This window comes from Empedobacter stercoris (assembly GCF_025244765.1).
GTDB lineage: Bacteria > Bacteroidota > Bacteroidia > Flavobacteriales > Weeksellaceae > Empedobacter > Empedobacter stercoris.
On sequence record NZ_CP104209.1, the window covers coordinates 1,378,009 to 1,397,890 of the forward strand.

The 19,882-nt window shown below is 32.7% G+C and carries 17 protein-coding genes; 7 read left to right on the top strand and 10 right to left on the bottom strand.

Annotated elements, in window-relative coordinates; translation table 11 throughout:
* Window positions 1-69: 69 nt before the first annotated feature.
* Genes NZD85_RS06495 through NZD85_RS06505 form a run of 3 tightly spaced genes read right to left on the bottom strand, consistent with a single transcriptional unit; the run spans window position 70 to window position 3,561 of the window.
* Complete coding sequence (locus tag NZD85_RS06495; protein WP_260544348.1) at window positions 70-1,986, bottom strand: ABC-F family ATP-binding cassette domain-containing protein; 1,917 nt, start codon at window positions 1,984-1,986, stop codon at window positions 70-72.
* Between the two features lie 43 nt (window positions 1,987-2,029).
* A complete protein-coding gene (locus tag NZD85_RS06500; protein WP_171623185.1) occupies window positions 2,030-2,491 on the bottom strand; it encodes a hypothetical protein in 462 nt (153 codons plus the stop codon).
* A gap of 11 nt (window positions 2,492-2,502) precedes the next feature.
* On the bottom strand, window positions 2,503-3,561 hold the full coding sequence (locus NZD85_RS06505) for an NAD(P)/FAD-dependent oxidoreductase (RefSeq protein ID WP_260544350.1): 1,059 nt from the start codon (window positions 3,559-3,561) through the stop codon (window positions 2,503-2,505).
* A gap of 329 nt (window positions 3,562-3,890) precedes the next feature.
* Between NZD85_RS06505 and NZD85_RS06510 the strand changes: the two genes are divergently transcribed.
* Window positions 3,891-4,688: an endonuclease/exonuclease/phosphatase family protein gene (locus tag NZD85_RS06510; RefSeq protein WP_225532496.1), complete on the top strand. Its 798-nt coding sequence runs from the start codon at window positions 3,891-3,893 to the stop codon at window positions 4,686-4,688.
* Between the two features lie 208 nt (window positions 4,689-4,896).
* Here the strand turns inward: NZD85_RS06510 and porN are convergent, their stop codons facing one another.
* The 7 genes from porN to NZD85_RS06545 all read right to left on the bottom strand — a co-directional run bounded on the left by porN (window position 4,897) and on the right by NZD85_RS06545 (window position 14,275).
* Window positions 4,897-5,799, bottom strand: coding sequence for a type IX secretion system ring subunit PorN/GldN (gene porN / locus NZD85_RS06515; protein ID WP_225532497.1), 903 nt, complete (start codon window positions 5,797-5,799; stop codon window positions 4,897-4,899).
* Window positions 5,800-5,821: 22 nt separating this feature from the next.
* Window positions 5,822-7,387, bottom strand: a complete 1,566-nt coding sequence (porM, locus tag NZD85_RS06520) for a type IX secretion system motor protein PorM/GldM (RefSeq protein WP_260544356.1) — start codon at window positions 7,385-7,387, stop codon at window positions 5,822-5,824.
* Window positions 7,388-7,438: 51 nt separating this feature from the next.
* Window positions 7,439-8,110, bottom strand: a complete 672-nt coding sequence (porL, locus tag NZD85_RS06525) for a type IX secretion system motor protein PorL/GldL (protein WP_188319651.1) — start codon at window positions 8,108-8,110, stop codon at window positions 7,439-7,441.
* 28 nt (window positions 8,111-8,138) lie between these two features.
* Window positions 8,139-9,578 carry a T9SS ring complex lipoprotein PorK/GldK gene (porK, locus tag NZD85_RS06530; RefSeq protein ID WP_225540187.1) on the bottom strand — a complete coding sequence of 480 codons (1,440 nt, stop codon included), beginning with the start codon at window positions 9,576-9,578 and terminating at the stop codon, window positions 8,139-8,141.
* A 107-nt stretch (window positions 9,579-9,685) separates the two neighbouring features.
* Complete coding sequence (locus NZD85_RS06535) at window positions 9,686-10,837, bottom strand: arginase family protein (protein ID WP_260544360.1); 1,152 nt, start codon at window positions 10,835-10,837, stop codon at window positions 9,686-9,688.
* Complete coding sequence (topA, locus tag NZD85_RS06540; protein ID WP_260544362.1) at window positions 10,837-13,371, bottom strand: type I DNA topoisomerase; 2,535 nt, start codon at window positions 13,369-13,371, stop codon at window positions 10,837-10,839. The genes NZD85_RS06535 and topA overlap by 1 nt, the downstream gene beginning before the upstream one ends.
* An 85-nt stretch (window positions 13,372-13,456) precedes the next feature.
* Entirely contained in the window at window positions 13,457-14,275 is an 819-nt protein-coding gene (locus NZD85_RS06545; protein WP_171623178.1) for a hypothetical protein, read from the bottom strand.
* Between the two features lie 124 nt (window positions 14,276-14,399).
* On the opposite strand from NZD85_RS06545, the gene miaB reads away from it, so the two are divergent.
* The 6 genes from miaB to NZD85_RS06575 all read left to right on the top strand — a co-directional run bounded on the left by miaB (window position 14,400) and on the right by NZD85_RS06575 (window position 19,882).
* Window positions 14,400-15,845 (top strand): tRNA (N6-isopentenyl adenosine(37)-C2)-methylthiotransferase MiaB, encoded by a 1,446-nt coding sequence (miaB, locus tag NZD85_RS06550; protein ID WP_171623177.1) that lies wholly within the window; start codon window positions 14,400-14,402, stop codon window positions 15,843-15,845.
* A 183-nt stretch (window positions 15,846-16,028) separates the two neighbouring features.
* Complete coding sequence (locus NZD85_RS06555) at window positions 16,029-17,300, top strand: sigma-54 interaction domain-containing protein (RefSeq protein WP_260544366.1); 1,272 nt, start codon at window positions 16,029-16,031, stop codon at window positions 17,298-17,300.
* Window position 17,301: 1 nt separating this feature from the next.
* Window positions 17,302-17,811, top strand: a complete 510-nt coding sequence (locus NZD85_RS06560) for an LptE family protein (protein ID WP_260544368.1) — start codon at window positions 17,302-17,304, stop codon at window positions 17,809-17,811.
* A gap of 23 nt (window positions 17,812-17,834) precedes the next feature.
* Window positions 17,835-18,998: a tetratricopeptide repeat protein gene (locus tag NZD85_RS06565; protein ID WP_260544370.1), complete on the top strand. Its 1,164-nt coding sequence runs from the start codon at window positions 17,835-17,837 to the stop codon at window positions 18,996-18,998.
* Window positions 18,999-19,002: 4 nt separating this feature from the next.
* Window positions 19,003-19,353, top strand: a complete 351-nt coding sequence (secG, locus tag NZD85_RS06570) for a preprotein translocase subunit SecG (protein ID WP_171623173.1) — start codon at window positions 19,003-19,005, stop codon at window positions 19,351-19,353.
* A 106-nt stretch (window positions 19,354-19,459) separates the two neighbouring features.
* Window positions 19,460-19,882, top strand: coding sequence for a hypothetical protein (locus tag NZD85_RS06575; protein WP_260544372.1), 423 nt, complete (start codon window positions 19,460-19,462; stop codon window positions 19,880-19,882).

Genomic DNA, 19,882 nt, shown 5'->3' on the forward strand with positions numbered 1-19,882 from the left:
AGAATGTACAAAAAAAGTGCTGCAAAACTGCAGCACTTTAATAAAATAATATTTTTGAACGATATAATTTTAGAAAATTTGCTCAGATATTTCTTCCCATTCTAACATTTTCTTATCTAAATCATTTTTCAAATTTGCATATTTATCCAATTCTTGTTGGGTTTGAGAACCTGCGTGTAATTTATTTTCTAAATCCGCAATCTTCGTTTCCAAATCTGATATCTCTGTTTCTATACGAGACAATTTATTTTTTAGGCGTTTCTGCTCCTTCTCTTCTTCAAACGATAAAACACGTTTAGCTTGCTCTATTTTAACCTCAATTGGCTTTTCTTCTTTTGGTGCAGCTAAAGAATTTCCTTTCTCGACTTCACGGAAATTACCCGCTTTAATTTGCGCTAAATAATCATCAATTCCAGAAAGATATTCTTTGACTTGACCATTACGGAAATCAAACACTTTGTCTACTAACCCTTCTAAAAATTCGCGGTCGTGAGAAACCAAAATCAATGTTCCAGAATATTTTTGTAAAGCTTTTTTCAATAATTCTTTCGATACTATATCCAAGTGATTCGTCGGCTCATCCATGATTAAAACATTAAATGGACGCAACAATAATTTACATAAAGCCAAACGATTTCGCTCGCCTCCCGAAAGTACCGAAACTTTTTTCTCTACCGCTTCGCCTCCAAACATAAAAGCTCCTAAATAATCGCGAACATGTTTACGTGTTTCTTCTGTTGCAGAATTTTCTGCCTCTTCTAAAACGGTTAATTTATCATTTAGAACATGTGCTTGATTTTGAGCAAAATAACCAATCTCAACATTATGACCATGTTTAATTCTTCCTGTATAAGGTTGTTCATTGATAATTGCACGAGATAAAGTTGTTTTCCCTTGACCGTTTTGTCCTACAAAAGCTACTTTTTCACCACGATTAACATAAAATGATACATGATCAAAAACTTGATGATCTCCAAACGCAACACCAACATCATCTAATTCGAAAATAATTTTACCTGGTTGAACTGCATCCACAAATCGGATATTCATTTTGGTTACATCATCATTTTCAATTTCGATGCGATCTATTTTATCTAATTTTTTAATTAACGATTGTGCCATCGAAGCTTTTGTAGCTTTATAACGGAACTTTTCAATTAACTTTTCGGTTTCTTCTATTTTTTTTGCTTGATTTTTCTGCGCTGCTAATTGCATTTCGCGCATTTCTTCACGCAACACCAAATATTGAGAGTACGGTTTATTAAAATCGTAAATTTTACCTAATGAAATTTCAATAGTTCGGTTGGTTACGTTATCTAAAAACATTTTATCGTGAGATACTAATACAACAGCGCCTGCAAACGATTTTAAAAAGTTTTCTAACCAGATAATCGAATCGATATCCAAGTGGTTTGTAGGCTCATCTAAAAGCATCACATCATGTTTTTGCAACAATAGCTTTGCTAATTCAATGCGCATTCTCCATCCACCAGAAAACTCTTCTGTTGAGCGATGAAAATCTGAACTTTTGAAACCTAAACCAATTAAAATTTGTTCAATTTCAGCGTCTTTTGTGTAACCACCTAAAAGCCCAAAACGTTCTGTTAAATGCGAAATATCTTCGATTAACTTTCCGTATTCATCCGATTCGTAATCTGTTCTTTCGGCTAATTCTTTGTTGACAAAATCAATACGATTCTGTATTTCAACCAATTGTTCGAAAGCAGAATCAGCTTCTTGCCAAACAGTTCTTCCTTGTACAAAATCAATATCTTGCGATAAATACCCGATTGTTACGTCTCCTTCGTAGACAACTTCTCCTTCTGAAGCCTGTTGACTTTTGGCTAAAATTTTAAGTAACGTCGATTTTCCAGCCCCATTTTTACCTACTAAACCAACACGATTTCCTTTGTTGATGCGGAACGAAACGTTTTCGAATAAATATCTACCCGCAAAATAAACTCCTAAATTTTGTACTAATAACATTTTGCAAAAATACAATATTTTTTTTAGTTGAATACAATGAAGTTTAAGGTTTTATACGATAACTAAAAAAATACAACAGAAAACTAATAACAACAGAAATTGTAGCAGGCACAAAATAGGCAATTGCCAAATTATTTGTTTGAATAAAATTGATTGGAAGATGTATTAATTTGAATTGAAAAACCAAGAAACACACTGCTACAATTACAACTGAAATTTTCCAATCGTAATTACGTTTATGGTTAATAATAGATGCTACAATATAACCTAAAACTATTCCTACGAAACTCAAAATCGATTTCATTATCGCCAAATGTTTTAGCTTTTCACTAATTCCAAACTCATCACTTTTACGTACCAAAAAAGCAAAATTATCTTTTCCCATCGAATGAATTAATTCAATCAAATCTAATTCTGCCAAGACATAAAATTGTTGAATTCCTAAGAATAACAAAATACTTGCAACGAGTTGAAGTACGAATATTTTTATGTTAAAGTTGTTCATCAGAAGAAAATTTAAAATCGATCATAAAAACGTTTAATATCGGCTTCTTTATCGATAGTTTGATTGTTCTCTAAAAAATCATACAATTCATCGACCATGACTGGCGCCAGCATCGTTCCACGCGTTCCCATTCCATTTAAACAAATCAATTGCTGATATATTGGATGCGCACCAATAATTGGGCGACGATCGACTACTGTTGGTCGGATGGATGCGTGCTGTTCCACAACTTCAAAATCTTCCTTGAAAAAATTCTGAACCCCATCCACCAAATATTGTTTGGCTTCTGCTGTATTTTCGTAATTGACATGATCACGATCGTAAGTTGCACCAACAAAATATTGATTATTTTCTAAAGGCATCAAAAATTCTTTTCCTTTTACTACAGCTTCAGGCAATGTGGCTTTTGTTTCTATTTTCAACACTTCTCCTTTCACACCAATAACGGGTAGATTTTTGAAATATGGATTATTTAAAACATTGTAACCTTCGGCAAAAATAATCTTATTTGCTTCAATTTTTTTATAGTTCGTGTGATTATCGTGCATAATCAAGGATTCAAAGTCAAATTCCTCATCAATATATTGATTTTGTTCAATCAAATAATTTTTGAAATCATTCAAAAGATTAGTCAAATCAACTCGACCAGTGTGCAAAACTTCTCCCGAACCTATAGGGTTATTGATTGCTGAAAAATCATTCAATTGCTCTGTGTCTGTCGCTAAATAATCAACTAAATCTGGATGAGTCGTTGCTTTTTTTAGCCATGTTTTTTTCTCTTGTTCATCATTAAAAACACGATAAACTGGAAAATTGTAGATGTATTTTTCGTTCAATAATTCTTCAAACTGACCAAAAACTTCGCGCAAACGATTAATTTGATTTGTCGCATTCCAAACAATTGAAAAACGTTTTAGCACAACCGGATTGAATATTCCTGCTGCAATTGCCGATGCTTTATGAAAATGATTGTCAATCACTACAAAAGATTTATTTTCTTGCAATAATTTCATCGCCATACAACTTCCTGCAACACCTTGTCCTACGATAATATACTCTACTTTGTTCAATTGATAAAATTTAAGAACAAAGGTAGATAATGTTTCTATTTTTATTATCTTGTTATACAAAAAACATCCATATTATGCAAATACTCTTTATTTTTCTTTCTTGCCTTATTCTTATTTCGGTAATTATTCCTTTTTTCAAACATAATCATTGGTCGGTAAGAGTTTTTGATTACCCACGTTTTCAAAAGCTTATTTTAGTTATTCTCACTTCATTTCTATTCATTTTTGTAGAGAAAAATTCGACTACGATTAGTTTGTTCGTATGTCTTATTTTTTCAGCAATTTATTTGCTTTGGGTCATTCTTCCCTATTCGCCTTTTGGAAAAAAAATGATCAATCAAGTTGAATTAAAACCGAATGAAAAACCTTTAAATTTATTAGTCTACAATGTTTTGCAAGACAATACAAAATACCAGAATTTAGTTCAATTAATCAAAAAACGAAATCCCGATATTGTGTTTCTTCTGGAAACGAATAATGAATGGATGAATCAAATACGTGAAGCTACAAATGATTATGAGTATAAGATAGAAGTTCCTTTAGACAATACTTATGGTTTATTATTCTACTCGAAATTACCCATTAAAAACCAAGAGATTAATTATTTAATTAGCACTGAAATCCCTTCAATTATTGTTGACATCGAGTATAATAATCAGATTGTACGTTTGTATGGTTTGCATCCTACACCACCTGTTCCACAAGAAAATGAAGAAAGTACTGAAAGAGATGCTGAAATTTTAATGATCGGAAAACAAGCCAAAGAATACGGAAAAGCATGTATCGTATTTGGTGATTTAAATGATGTTGCGTGGAGTAGAACAACCCGCCTGTTTTTGAAGACATCTCAACTTTTAGATCCTCGAAGAGGTCGTGGAATGTTCAATACTTTTCATGCGCATCATTGGTTTTTACGTTGGCCTTTAGATCACTATTTCTTGAGCTCTCAATTTCGATTAATTGAAATGATTAGAGAAGATAATATTGGTTCAGATCATTTCCCAATTGGCTTAAAAGTCGTTTTAAGAAGTGATGATGATTCAGGAGAAATGAAGTTAGATCAAGAAGAAAAAATAGAAGTTGAAGAAAAAATAGGAGATGGAATTGAAAAAGGTGATGCGAATTAAATTTTAGATTTTAGATTTTAGGTTTTAGGTTTTAGGTTTTAGGTTTTAGGTTTTAGGTTTTAGGTTTTAGGTTTTAGGTTTTAGGTTTTAGGTTTTAGGTTTTAGGGAATAACTAAATTCTGGAAAAAAATATTGTAGAGGAATTAAACTATTTTAAATAAAAAAAGCTCCAATCTTGAGATTGGAGCTTTAGTTTTATAACATTTTATTAATAATTCCACATATCGGCTTCTGCCTGAATAATAGAATTTCTAATTTTATGATGTTCTTCTAATTGTCCCTTCGAATCATTTGGAATATAATCCTCAATCATCTTCGTTCCATACATGGTTTGCGCTTTGTAAATAACAGAACTAAATCGTCTTGCATTTAACATCTCATCATAAGTAATCGCGGAATTAGAGTTGCTTGGATTGAAAACAGTTGCATTTACCAAAACATTACGTGCATCTGGATACCAAATCCAAAATAAATCGACATACGTTCCGTCTGCAAATTCAGTTCCCAAAGATTGTGCATCTGGTCCCATGATCGCTAATCCTAACAAACGATATTTTAATTCTCCTAAACGACGATCAATGTACCAAAGACCTTTCGTTTTCACCATTTTAATATCATCAGATTTTACTTTGTAATTGAAAATAGCTGCTTCGTCAGGATTTTCACCTGCTGCAATCATATCATAGTAATACTGTTGAGTATCTTTCTTTTCGTTACGAGCCATGATTTGATCAAAACTCATTTTAGTCTGAAAGTACTCATCATCGTATACTTCTTTAATTTTTTTAGTACGAACTCCGTCAACTAAAACATCATACAATGATTTTGAATTCTGTACTAATTCATCACCAGATCTATAATAAGGTTGATTTAGACGCTCGTTCAAATCAATGACTTCCCATACAACTTTCGACCATAAGACATCTTTATCCTCGATAAAGCCATATTTCATTGGATCTTGTGCCGTACTTACAGTATCTCCAGCTTCATCAACTCTTGTTCTATTTTCGCGGTCTTTTCTCAACTGTTCTGGTGAAACAGCATTAAGAACATTTTGCGCCATTGTAAGGGTTGAGAAAAAACTCATTAAACCAAACAAAAGATATTTCATATGCTAAATTTTATTTTTTTGTTTATTGTACTTGAATTGCAATTGATGATGCTTCTCCTGTTTGACCAGAATTAGTACGATATTTAATATCGAATACACCAATTATATCTCCTTTTTTCGCTTTCGAAATTGCACCTGCGGCTCCTGACATTTTACTTCCTGTAACACGTACTGTAGCTTGACCTGGTACACGAACATTAAATGATGTTACTTCTCCTGAAATTGGGAATAAGAAATCTGGCCAGTCTACACGAATTGTTTGTGCTGCAATTCCATTATCTGGAATAGCTGGACTCGTTTTTCCTAAAATAACACCACGTGCTGGTGGAACTGGTTTGATACGGAACGTTTCACGAACAGATAATGTTTTACCTGAACTTGCTTTCGTTGTAGCAGTAAATATTACTTCACTTCCTCCACCTGGCGTGTAATTCCATTTGTTAGCTCCTGCTCCAGAAACAGAACCTGATGAAGCATTTAAGCTTACTGGTCCATTTGCTCCATTAATTGTTGCAGAGATTGGGTTGGATACTCCACGGTAAACAACACGTAAATTATCGGCAACAATAGAACCTCCTGTTGGATCTTTCTCAATGATTTCAGCAGCTTTTTTATCTAAAGTTTGCGCAACAACTTGATATGTTGAAGGTGCGATATCAACCTTTTTAGTTTGCCCATTCGATACATAAGTAATGCTACCAGTTAATTGATGCATACCTACAGATCCTGTATTTAATTTGATTGATGCTTTACCATCTACTACTTCTGCGTTTCCAACACTTGTAGAAACAGAACCTTTAATCGAATTATCATAAGCTCCTAAGACAACATTAAGAACAGCTTCGTCCCCAACTTTAACAACTCCTGGAGATAAGAATAAACCTTGGAACGCATCCAATTCAATTTTCTCCTCTAATTTACCAGATAATAATGCTCTTACCAAGTTACCTTCTTCTGTGCGAGCATCCATTTGCATCTTAGATAAATTTGTTAACGATGCAATCATTGGTTGATCATTAAACTTTTCCTCTACCCAAGTTTGTTTTTTAGTTTTTGATTTCGTTCCAAAAAATTCGTTGATACGAGCTTCAGCATTTTTAGCATCTGGACTTTGTTTTGCAAAAGTCATTAAAAAATTTCTGAATGCGTCAACTTTTCCTGTGAATTCTTTGGCTTTCTCATTTCCAGAATCACCTCCTTTTCCTTTAAAAAATAGAGATACAACTGGTTCCGTGTTTGATAAAGCATTATAATCAGTTTCTTCTGATCCTGAGACATAATCAGACCCTTTTAATTCTTTTTTCAAACCATCAATGTAAGCTACAAACTCATTTGTTTGTCTTTTTACCTCAGCAGCTTGAGCTTGAGTTTTTGCGTACGTTGAATCATCCTTCACTTTTAGATCAATTTGATCATAGAAGGTATCGTTATTTGTTTTCGTTAAAGTCGTTGTTGACTCTAAAGAAGTATTTATCGTTTCGAACGATCTCAAAACCTCACGATCCACGTTCAAAGCCATCATTGCAATGAACACGAGATACATCAGGTTAATCATCTTCTGACGTCCGGTTAGTCTACCTCCTGCCATAATAATTTATAGAATTAATGAATAATTAGTTTAATTTATCGGATCAATGAATTAGTTATTTTTCATTGCAGAAAGCATACCTCCATATACTTTGTTCAATGCATTAATATTCGCAGAAAGCTCTTGCATTTCTTTTAAGAATTGCTCTGAACTACCTGAAGATTTTTGCATCTCTTCGATAAATTGTTTATTTAATTCTACTTGTTTTTGGCTATTTAAAATTTGCTCAGCATAGACTGCATTCAATTGGCTAATGTTATTAGATGCTTTTGCAATTTCGTTGCTGTATTGTTCTGTAGAAGCTACAGCTGTTGTCGTTGTATTTAATTCGTTTACTGCAGATCCAAATTTATCTAATGATCCACGTAATCTTTCAAACACTTCTTTGTCTAATTTAGCATCAGCTAAAACTTTATCTAATTCAGCTGTTAAGTTGTTTCCTGCTGTTGCAACTGCAGCTGTCTTTCTTTCTACTGGCTCACCACTTAATAATTCTGGATACGCTTTTTCCCATTCATAGCTACCTTGAGGTTTATCAAAAAATGCTGAATAAAAGAAAACGAATGCTTCAGCTACTAATCCAATGGTTAAGATTAAATTGGCTGAAATTGGCCCTAAATTTGTATGAGTAATTTTACATAATGCCCCGATAATTACTACTGCGGCAAAGAAATTATACAAAAAATTTGTAAGACGTTCTTGTTTTGAAGCTTGTAATGCCATATGATGCTTTTTATTTTTTTTAAATAGGTTATTTAGTTTTTCTGTAATTTACTTTAGATCCTTCTGGGAAAGATTGAACTGTACGGAAGCCAATAAAACTTCTAGCTGAATCTTTGTGTTCCCAATCTCTTGATGAAGTCATTAATAAATAACCGACATCTTTCCATGATCCACCACGTACACTTCTATTTACTTCTCCTGACATTGTAATTGAAGGATTAAGCGTTGAAGACATAGTGTAAGAAGATCTGTTATAAGGAGAACTTGTCCATTCTGCAACGTTACCCGCCATATCGTACAGACCATATCCATTCGCTTTGAAAGTTTTGATTGGTGCTGTGTACATATAACCTGTTTTCTTACCATCGTTAATTTCTAAATAATCTCCACGTTTTGGTTTGAAATTCGCTAAATAACATCCTCTATCATCTACCAAATACGGTCCACCCCAAGGATAAGGGGCATTTTCATAACCACCTTTCGCTGCGTATTCCCATTCAATTTCTGTTGGTAAACGATAACTTATTACTTTAACTTGGCTTCCTCTTTTCTTTTTGTTATTTAGAGCTGTATTGTGATATCTTGTACGGAAATCACAGAAAGCAGTCGCCTGATTCCAATTAATTCCAACTACAGGATAATCTGCATAAGCTTTGTGCCAGAAATAATCTTGGTGCATTGGATCATTGTACGAATAGTTGAAATCTCTTACCCAAACTGTTGTATCTGGATAAATATTTAAACTAAATTCTTTTCTAAAATCTACGCGAAACGTACCACGTTTTTTCGCAGCAGCAGCCTGGTCAACTGTTACATAAGAATAATTTAATTTACGCGTATCAATACGTCTCTCTCCATTCATACGCTCTTCTGGTGGATAGTAAAGTCCTTCCATTACTTCTGCGTAATCTACATCTGGATACTTGTATTTATCCCACTCTAAGCGTTGTTTCCAGTTTATTTTTTTTGCGTCCAATGAATGTCCATCTCTACCTGTATTACTATTTTTAAGATATTCATCATATGGTGTTCCTTCTCCATCTTCAGATCCAGAAACGTACGCATAAGCTCCAATTCCATCGTTATCAGTACTAGGATTCATAGGATCAAAACCTAAAGATTCTGCTTTATCTGCCAAAGCTGTACGAGCGATAGAATCTTTTACATAATTCACAAAAATTTGATACTCAGAATTTGTAATTTCTGTATCATCCATAAAAAAACCTGTAACAGTAACAGTTTTCACTGGAGCGTCATTTGTTTTTGTAAAATCATAATCTGTTTGTCCTAAAACAAACGATCCACTCGGAATCGGAACCATCCCTTTTGGACGAACTGGCGTCCAGGCTGAAGAGGTTTTCGAAACTATCTGTCCATCATTTCTATCACTACTCCCTCTGTTCTTCAACATTTTACATGATGATAAAGAAAGAGATAGCAACAATGCACTTACCAAAATTCTATTCATTCTGCTATAGATTTATTTTTATACAGGTTTTATACTTTTAGTTCTCAATTAATAAGGCTACAAATTAAGGCATTTTATTAATTGATTTTTACAATTATTCTTTATTTTTAATAAAATTTTTTGAAATACTTCCACCATCTATTAGGTATTTCTCCATTCAAGGCTTGTTCATAATCTTTTTCTGAACACGAAATAATTTCAAATTTTCGTTCTCCATCAATTGTGTTGTCAACTTCAATCCACAATTGATTAGTTACTGTATTTCGATAAAAAATATAATTATATCCTTCTGTAGGAACAAAAATTTTTTCAAAATATTGTGTATCGTCAAAACTTTTTATCTCTGGGCGATGATTTTTTCCATCAATAAAATACCAAATCATCTGTGCTATAAGCAAATGATCTAATTTTTTATAGTTCTCGATATAGTCACAAACGTAAAGTGAAGACAATTTATTGCTGAAGCCTAAATATCTTGTTAAGGCACAAATTTCTCGCGATGTAAAACCATTTGGTGTCATATTTTTTGAAGAAGAAAAATCTGAACCTTGCAAACTTGAAAGATTAAGCAAAGCGGCATGAATATCTCTTGAATAAGGTTCTATTTCTTTTAGATTCTCTGAAATAACTCCTAAACGAACAGCTTCAAAATTTAACTGATCCAACAAATCCAATTTTTCTTGCGCTACGAAATACGTCTGAAAACCAATATTTGTATAATCTAATAAATTGAAAGGTTCGTTCGAAATAATTTTAGTTAAATAATTAGTCTCTGTTGTTTGCGCTTCATCTTTGCCTAAACGTAATTTGTGATCAATAGTTAAATAATTTATTTTATCAACAAGTTCATCATAAGCACGATATTGCTGGTATCCTAAACTTGGATTTCCTCCCAAAATAACTACACTAAATCCGTCTTGGATCAATCCTTTTGTTACTTCTCTAAAAACTTTCTCGGTTTCATGTTTATCTTCATAGTAATTAACATCACCAAAATCGTACAAATCTATCGACCAATTGCCCATTTGTAATTCGTACAATTGAGTTCGAATTAAGCTAAAATCTACGTCTTCGATCAAATCTTTTTGTTTCGAACGAGATTCAGTCACACCAATTATTGCAATTTTATCATTCGTATTTTCTGCTGTTTCAAGAACATCTTTACGAAATTTAATTGATGTACCTAACGCAAAAGAATTACAACACTTCGCAAAATCTTGTAATTCTTCAGAAACGGGTTTTAAAAAGTCGTTGTACATTACTTTTTAGTCGTTGGTTTTTTAGTTGTCGTTTTCTTGGCAGTTGCTTTTTTAGCTGGAGCTTTCTTTGTAGCAGTTTTCTTTACAGGTTTAGCTGCTTCTATCAATTTTTCTACCTCAGCCAAAGTCAACGCTTCTGGATTTGTTTCTTTTGGTAATTCAACTTTAATTTTTCCTTGAATTAAATTGAAACGTCCCCAACGCGCTTTTTCTAAACGAATTTCTTGTTCTGCCCATTCGCGAACAACACGCTCAGATTCTTTGCGTTTTTTATCTTCAATCAATTCGATAATATCCGCTTGTGATAAATGATCGAAATCGTATTTTTTTGGAACATTGATAAACCATTCGTTCCATTTGATAAATGGTCCAAAACGTCCTTTACCTTTTGTTACATCATATCCTTCGTATTGTGCAATCGGCGCATCGGCTTTTAACTTTTCTTCGATTAGTTCTACCGCACGTTCAAATGATAAATCCATTGGATCTTCTTCTTTCGGAATCGAAATGTATTTATCATCAAACTTTACGTAAGGGCCGAAACGTCCAATATTCACCTCAACTTCGTGCGCTTTATACTCACCCAAAGTTTTTGGTAATTCGAATAATTTTAATGCTTCTTCTAATGTAATATTATGAATCGATTGATGTTTTTGAAGACTCGCAAAACGTGGTTTTTCCTCATCCTCTGCTTCTCCTATCTGAATCATTGGTCCAAAACGCCCAATACGTGCATGTACTTTTTTACCTGAAGTTGGATCGATTCCCAACTCTCGTTCTCCTGTTGCACGATCTGCATTTTCTTGAACATCTTCTACCGTTTGATGAAATTTTGTATAAAACTCATCAATCATTTTTGTCCAATTCAATTTACCTTCTGCAATCTCATCAAAACTATTTTCAACACGAGCAGTAAAATCATAATCCAACACGTTTGTAAAATAATCTACCAAGAAATCATTTACCACAATTCCAATATCAGTTGGGATTAATTTGCGACGATCTGCACCAAAAATTTCTTTTTGTTGTGCTTTTTTGATTTGATTATCAACTAATGTTAACGTATTGTATATTCGTTCTTGTCCATCCAATTCACCAACTTCTACGTAACCTCTATTTTGGATTGTAGAGATTGTTGGGGCATAAGTTGAAGGTCGACCGATTCCTAATTCTTCTAATTTTTTTACCAAAGATGCTTCTGTATAACGAGCAGCAGGACGAGAAAATCGTTCCGTACCGTTAATTTCATCCGCTTTCAATTGCTCATTTACTTTTACGCTTGGCAACAATACTTTGTCATCATCCGTATCTTCGTCATCATGCGATTCTTGATAGACTTTTAAGAAACCATCAAAAACAATCACTTCTCCTTTTGCTTGAAAAATAAAGTTGTTTTTGTTGTTATCAATATCAATGATTGTTCGCTCTAATTCGGCATTTGCCATTTGAGAAGCAACTGTACGTTTCCAAATTAATTCGTATAGTTTACGCATCGAATCGTCTGCATTTATCGAATGATTTTCGAAATGCGTAGGACGAATTGCCTCGTGCGCTTCTTGTGCGGAAGAGTTTTTATTTTTATACTTTCTGATCTCAACATATTTGTTCCCGTAAGCAGATTCTATCTCTGCTTTAACTGCAGTTAATGCATCATCAGATAAATTCACACTATCCGTTCTCATATAGGTAATATGCCCAGATTCATACAACTGTTGCGCTACACGCATTGTTCTCGAAACAGAAAAACCTAATTTACGAGAAGCTTCTTGTTGCAATGTAGATGTTGTGAATGGTGCTGAAGGCGTACGTTTTGCAGGTTTTTTCTGTAAATCATTTACTTTAAAATCTGCTCCAACACATGTTGCTAAGAAATCTTCAGCTTCTTTTAACGTTGAAAATTCTTTTGTTAAAACTGCTTTTAATGTTCTTCCTTCATTTGTTTCGAAAATTGCGATGAATTTGTATGATGAAACTGGAACAAAGTTTTGAATTTCTTTTTCGCGCTCCACAATCAATCGAACAGAAACCGATTGAACACGTCCTGCTGATAAACCTGGTTTGATTTTTTTCCATAAAATTGGTGACATCTCAAAACCAACTAATCGATCCAAAACACGACGAGCTTGTTGTGCATCTACCAAATTCTCATCAATTTCACGTGGATTATCTACTGCACGTTGGATAGCTTTTTTCGTAATCTCATTAAAAACAATACGTTTTGTATCCTTTTTTTCTAACCCAAGAACGTGATATAAGTGCCAAGAAATAGCCTCTCCTTCACGGTCCTCATCGGATGCTAACCAAATTGTTTCGGCTTTAGAAGACAATTTTTTTAGTTTACTTACAACATCCTTTTTATCAGGTGTTACTTCGTAGATTGGCTTATAATGATTCTCGATTTCGATTCCCATTCCTTTCTTTGGTAAATCGACTACGTGACCAAAACTTGACTCCACGATAAAATCATCACCTAAAAAACCTTGAATGGTTTTAGCTTTTGCTGGGGACTCAACAATAACGAGATTTTTAGACATATTGTTTTCTTAAAAAATTTCTGCAAAATTAATAACAAAAAAATGAAGCAGCCAAAAATGATTTTCAACTGCTCCATAATTTTATCTATTTCATATAAGGATTGTCCTTATAAATATCTGTTCCGATTTGTTCTATTTCTGATTGTTGATCGTCAAAACCAACCACTTCCCTATACAGTATATACATCATCACGTACACAAATGGAATTGCTGGAATAAGTCCTACACAACATAAAATAAAGCCAAGAATTATAATTGCTATTCCTAATAATAAGACAACAAAGAAACTTCCAAAGTTTTTGAAAGCTAACTTCATACTATAATTTAAGGCTTCTTTTACATCAGCTGATGCAAAAATAATTAATGGAACTGCTAACATCCACATCGTATAAACAATAAAACCTGGAACTAAACATAACGTTAACCCAATACTACCTACAATTTGAACGACTAATGTAACAAGAAAAAGATTCAAGAACTTTCCATCTTTGTAATGAATAAAAATATCACTCAATTCTGGATTCTTTTTATAATCATATTTATAAGCCATTGTATAAATACTATATAATACTGGATACAAAACAGCTGATAAAATATTCGTCAAGAAAATAGACACCATTGCAGAAGTGCTCGAAAAAATTTCTTGGTACATTTCCATTACAGCTTCCGGATCACCACTACTTGCAATTGCTTGAATCTCCTCTTCATCCATAGAAATAGGAAAAACAAGTCCTACCAACATATTCAAAATCCACAAAGTGATAAAATAAATTAACACCGCTAAAATCGCATAACCTGCAATTCCTTTAAAAATATCTCCCGCTTTTTCAACAACTTGACCAGCTTTTAGCTGAAAACCATTCTGAAGCTTTTCTTCTATTCGATCTTGTACTCTCTTATCCATATTTTTTTTTTAAGTATTTCGTTTTCTCAAATCTACAAAATGTTAATAAAATGCAAAAGAAAAATTTACTGCCAATATGTCACATAGTTTTATTATTTTTGCACGATAAAATATCCATTTTAGAATGCATACAGAAGAAAAACATATAGATGAAGCAAGACAAGGAGAAGCTTTGATGACTGCTCCTACACGTAATGCTACAAAGAAATTATTCTTAGAAAGTTACGGATGTCAAATGAATTTCTCAGATAGTGAAATCGTTGCCTCTATTCTAAATAACGAAGGTTACCAAACAACACAAAAAGTTGACGAAGCAGATTTAATCTTATTAAATACATGTTCTATTCGAGAGAAAGCAGAACAAACTGTTCGTAAACGTTTGGCAACTTTGAACGCCATCAAAAAACAAAATCCAAGTCTTAAAATTGGTGTTTTAGGTTGTATGGCAGAACGATTAAAACATAAATTTCTTGAAGAAGAACATTTAGTTGATATCGTTGTTGGACCAGATGCATACCGTGATTTACCAAATTTATTGAATGATGTAGAAGATGGTCGTGATGCAGTAAATGTACAATTATCAAAAGAAGAAACGTATGCAGAAATTTCTCCTGTTCGTTTAGGAGGAAACGGCGTAACTGCTTTCGTTACGATTACTCGTGGTTGCGATAACATGTGTACATTCTGTGTTGTTCCTTTTACTCGTGGTCGTGAACGATCTCGTGATCCACATTCTATCTTAAATGAGTGTAAAGAATTAGCAGAAAATGGATACAAAGAAATCACACTTTTAGGTCAAAACGTCGATTCATATTTATGGTATGGTGGAGGTCCAAAAAAAGATTTCAAAAATGCAACAGACATTCAGAAAGCAACAGCAGTAGATTTTGCACAATTATTAGACATGGTTGCAACGCAATTTCCTAACATTCGTTTACGTTTTTCTACTTCTAATCCACAAGATATGGAAGAAGGCGTATTAGAAATGATGGCGAAACATAAGAATATTTGTAAATACATTCACTTACCTGTTCAATCAGGTTCTACAACTGTTTTAGAACGTATGAATCGTCAACACACGCGTGAAGAGTATTTCGAATTAATTGATAAAATTCGACGCATCGTTCCAGATTGTGCTTTATCTCATGATATGATTGCAGGTTTCTGTGGAGAAACAGAGGAAGAACATCAAGATACTTTATCGTTAATGGAATATGTGAAATATGATTTCGGTTATATGTTCGCTTATTCTGAACGTCCAGGAACACCTGCACACAAAAAAATGCCAGATGATGTTCTACCAGAAGATAAAAAACGTCGATTACAAGAAATCATCGAAATGCAACAAAAACATTCTGCTGAACGTATGAATGCTTATGTAGGAAAAGTACATGAAGTATTAATTGAAGGAAATTCTAAACGTGACGAAAATTTCTGGTACGGACGCAATACCCAAAATGCAGTTTTAGTATTCCCTAAAGTCGAAGGAACTAAAGTTGGAGATTTTGTCAACGTAAAAGCAAATAGCTGTACAACTGCAACCTTAATTGGTGAAATGATTGAAGGATAATTAATTCTTTTTAACAATCAATCTGTCTATATACAACAATAAAATTCGTCAATTCGAGTGATTTTTATTAATGAAATGATTAAAAATTGTATCGAGAATAGATTTTTACCCGAAATGACGGTTTTAATAAGACAATAATTGAAATTTGATAGATCATTTTTCAAAAACCTAAAAAAATAAAACATGGATTCTTTACAAACAATCAAACAACGTTTTGGAATCATTGGAAATAATGTAGCCTTGAATCGCGCTTTAGAAAAGGCCGTTCAGGTTGCACCTACCGACATTTCTGTTCTTGTAATCGGAGAAAGTGGTGTTGGTAAAGAGTTTATTCCAAAAATTATTCACAATCAGTCTGCTCGAAAACACAACAATTATATTGCTGTAAACTGTGGTGCAATTCCAGAAGGAACAATCGATTCTGAATTATTTGGGCATGAAAAAGGAGCGTTTACTGGAGCTACTCAAACGAGAAAAGGGTACTTTGAAGTTGCTGATGGTGGAACAATTTTCTTAGATGAAGTTGGTGAATTACCTTTAGCAACGCAAGTACGTTTGTTACGTATTTTAGAGTCTGGTGAATTTATGAAAGTTGGTTCTTCTGAATTGCAGAAAACCAATGTTCGTGTTGTTGCAGCAACCAATGTAAAACTAAAAGAAGCAGTTGAAAAAGGAAAATTTCGAGAAGATTTATATTATCGATTAAATACTGTTCAAATTGATATTCCTGCTTTACGCGAACGCAAAGAAGATATCAATTTATTGTTCCGAAAATTTGCTTCAGATTTTGCGAATAAATATAGAATGCCACACATCGAGCTATCGCCAGAAGCTCAAAATTATATAGCAAATTATCCATGGCCAGGAAATGTTCGTCAATTACGAAATTTTGCTGAACAGGTTTCGGTCATAGAAAAAGAACGCGTGATTTCGTTAGAGAAAATCATCGAATTATTACCTAATAATTCAAATATGTTAACGGTTACAAGTAAATCAAAAGACGGAAGTTCTTCTGATTTTATGGAACGTGAATTATTGTTCAAGGTTTTATTGGATATGAAAAAAGATTTGAACGATTTGCGTGCATTAACTTTAGATTTGATTAAACACAAAGATGTCGATGATTTTAATGGCAACACACAAGAATTGATTCAACGTGTTTACCAAGATCAAAGCGATACGGAAGAAGATTTTGTTCCAAATCACTATAATTTAGTTCCAACAAATTCAGCTTCAAAAGCACCTGCATATCAACAACCACAATACGATTATTCGAACGACGTGTATGATGTAAGTCCAATTGAGGAGCCAGAATCGCTTTCTTTACAAGATAATGAAAAAGAAATGATCAAATTGGCATTAGAAAAACACAAAGGCAAACGCAAAATGGCTGCTGACGAATTAGGAATTTCTGAGCGTACATTGTACCGTAAAATCAAACAATATCATTTGTAATATGAACAAATTAAAACAAGTTATTCTTAGCATTTTTGCTATTTTTAGTTTAACAGGTTGTATAAAATATTCGCTTTCAGGAGCTGCAATTCAACCAGATTGGAACACAATTTACGTCGCTACTTTTCCGAATTATGCACCGCAACAAAACCCCACGTTAAGTCAAGATTTAACAATTGCTATTCAAGATATTTTCAGAAGTAGAACGAAATTAAAATTAAATTCGAACGAAAATTCTGATTTAATTATCGAAGGTGAAATTACGGGATATGACGTTGTTCCAGAAGCAATTCAATCGAATGATATTGCAGCGAAAAACCGTTTGACGATTTATGTAAAAGTACGATACATCAACAATAAAGACGAATCAAAAAGCTACGACAGAACATTTTCTGCTTTCCAATTATATGACGGAAACGCAATGCTAAGTGCAGTAGAATCGTCAATTGTTCCTTTAATTATTGATGATATTCGCGACCAAGTTTTTGCGTCGATTGCGATGGATTGGTAAAAAAATAACCTTATATTTGAGCAATGACTAGAATTGAATATTTAGTAGCACATCCGTACGAAGTTGAGAAATCGGACATTCCTCTTCTAAAAAAAGAAGTGGAAAAATATCCTTATTTTTATACTTTACGTGCTTTGTTACTTTATGGTTTAAAAAAAGAAAATCATCCATCTTTTGAAGATTATTTAAACAAAACATCAATTCAAAGTAGTAATCGTGTCGATTTATATCATTACATCAATTCTGAACCAATAAAAAAAGAAACAGAAACAATCCCTTTGATTATTGAAGACGAAAAAGTAGAAGAATTAGTTGAAAATAAAATCAATTCTGAAGTTAGTTCAGATGAATCTACAGCTAAAATTGTTGAACAAAACAACGATACAACCGAAGTAACTGATGAGAATATAGAAGAAAACAGAGAGCAATTTGTCAATAATACTGAAATCATTTCTAAAGATAATTCCGACGATGTCAATGAAGATATTGTTGATGAAATGATCGAAAATGATACCGAAGAATCTGAATTGAGAACAGATCATGTGGTTGATATTATTTCGGAAGATGAACTAAACGAAGTCGCTGAAATCACAAACGAAGTGGTAGAAATTTCGACTTCTAAAGAAGATAAAACTTCAATAAATGATATTGCAAATGCTGTACAACATACTTCTGAAATAGAACTAATTGAAAATAATTCTGTCAAAAATGAGGTAGAAATTTTAGCTGAAACAATCGAAGTTATCGAAGAATCGAAACCAGAGGTAAATGATCAGAAAGTTCAAATTGGAGAAAATAATAACTCAGAATCAACGTTTTCTTTTACCGATTGGTTAAAAAAAGTTCCTTCTCAATCAAAAACTCAAAAAGAGATTGAAGAAGAACAAGAAATTGCTGAACGAGAAATAAAATATAAGTTGATTGACGACTTTTTGGAAAAAAATCCAAAAATCGTTCCGATGAAAAAAACAGATATTACGCCAGCTAATACCCCATCAAATTTTGTTCAAAACACAGAAGAATATTCGGATTTGATGACCGAAACCTTGGCTCAAATTTACATTGAGCAAAAAAAATATGATAAGGCAATTAAAGCTTATAAGATATTAATTTTGAAATATCCAGAAAAAAATAGTTTATTTGCAAATCGAATTAAAGAAATTGAAAATTTAAAAAACTCTAAATAATAAAATGGGACTATTTCAGTTTTTCATGATTATGATCATGATTTTATGTATATTATTAGTATTAATTGTATTATCTCAAAACCCTAAAGGAGGTGGATTATCTTCTACTTTTGGTGGCGGAGGAGGAAGCCAAATGTTTGGAGTTCAAAGAACAAATAAATTCTTAGACAATACAACTTGGGGATTATTTATCGCTGTTATTGTTTTAATAATTGGAGCAGGAATTACACACGAAAATCCAAATGCAATAAAACCTATTAAGCCAAATGTAACGGCACCAGCTAATAATTTACCAACGCAACCAACACAAGACGGAGCAAGTCAAAATCAATTACCAGCTCAACCAGTGAAGTAATTTTTTTTAGAAAAAACATAGATCAAAAAGCGAATCAGATAACTGATTCGCTTTTTTTTTACTTCAAATTAAATTATTATTCTTAATTTAGTTTTAAACATTCAATATGAAGCACTATTACTTTCTTATAATATTAATATCTATTTTTTTTATTGGTTGCGGACAACAAAAGGTTTTAAAAACAATTTCTAAAGATGAATTAAATGTTTTTAGAATTGCTTTTGACAGAAATGGCTGTAAAAATGAAATTAACGTTTTTACAAACATGAAAGATTTTGACACGTTTCAAAAATCATTAATTGTTCCTGGAGAAAGAAATTCGCCTTTAGAAATTATAGACTTTACTTCTAAAAACGTAGCCGTTATTTGTAAAGCAGATATTGAACGTTATGAAATCTTAGAGTTAAAAAATGTTTCTAAAAAAAAAATTTTAAAATTAGAGAAAATTAAAGATGAAGCTGACAAATCTGTCAACTTATTATTTATAGAAATTCCAAAAGAAATTAATTATTTAACACTTGAATATTAA

Coding starts and splice junctions, on each gene's coding strand:
- NZD85_RS06495 (WP_260544348.1), bottom strand. CDS start 1,986: ATGTTATTAGTACAAAATTTAGGAGTTTATTTTGCGGGTAGATATTTA.
- NZD85_RS06500 (WP_171623185.1), bottom strand. CDS start 2,491: ATGAACAACTTTAACATAAAAATATTCGTACTTCAACTCGTTGCAAGT.
- NZD85_RS06510 (WP_225532496.1), top strand. CDS start 3,891: ATGATCAATCAAGTTGAATTAAAACCGAATGAAAAACCTTTAAATTTA.
- porN (WP_225532497.1), bottom strand. CDS start 5,799: ATGAAATATCTTTTGTTTGGTTTAATGAGTTTTTTCTCAACCCTTACA.
- porM (WP_260544356.1), bottom strand. CDS start 7,387: ATGGCAGGAGGTAGACTAACCGGACGTCAGAAGATGATTAACCTGATG.
- porL (WP_188319651.1), bottom strand. CDS start 8,110: ATGGCATTACAAGCTTCAAAACAAGAACGTCTTACAAATTTTTTGTAT.
- porK (WP_225540187.1), bottom strand. CDS start 9,578: ATGAATAGAATTTTGGTAAGTGCATTGTTGCTATCTCTTTCTTTATCA.
- NZD85_RS06535 (WP_260544360.1), bottom strand. CDS start 10,837: ATGTACAACGACTTTTTAAAACCCGTTTCTGAAGAATTACAAGATTTT.
- topA (WP_260544362.1), bottom strand. CDS start 13,371: ATGTCTAAAAATCTCGTTATTGTTGAGTCCCCAGCAAAAGCTAAAACC.
- NZD85_RS06545 (WP_171623178.1), bottom strand. CDS start 14,275: ATGGATAAGAGAGTACAAGATCGAATAGAAGAAAAGCTTCAGAATGGT.
- miaB (WP_171623177.1), top strand. CDS start 14,400: ATGCATACAGAAGAAAAACATATAGATGAAGCAAGACAAGGAGAAGCT.
- NZD85_RS06555 (WP_260544366.1), top strand. CDS start 16,029: ATGGATTCTTTACAAACAATCAAACAACGTTTTGGAATCATTGGAAAT.
- NZD85_RS06560 (WP_260544368.1), top strand. CDS start 17,302: ATGAACAAATTAAAACAAGTTATTCTTAGCATTTTTGCTATTTTTAGT.
- NZD85_RS06565 (WP_260544370.1), top strand. CDS start 17,835: ATGACTAGAATTGAATATTTAGTAGCACATCCGTACGAAGTTGAGAAA.
- secG (WP_171623173.1), top strand. CDS start 19,003: ATGGGACTATTTCAGTTTTTCATGATTATGATCATGATTTTATGTATA.
- NZD85_RS06575 (WP_260544372.1), top strand. CDS start 19,460: ATGAAGCACTATTACTTTCTTATAATATTAATATCTATTTTTTTTATT.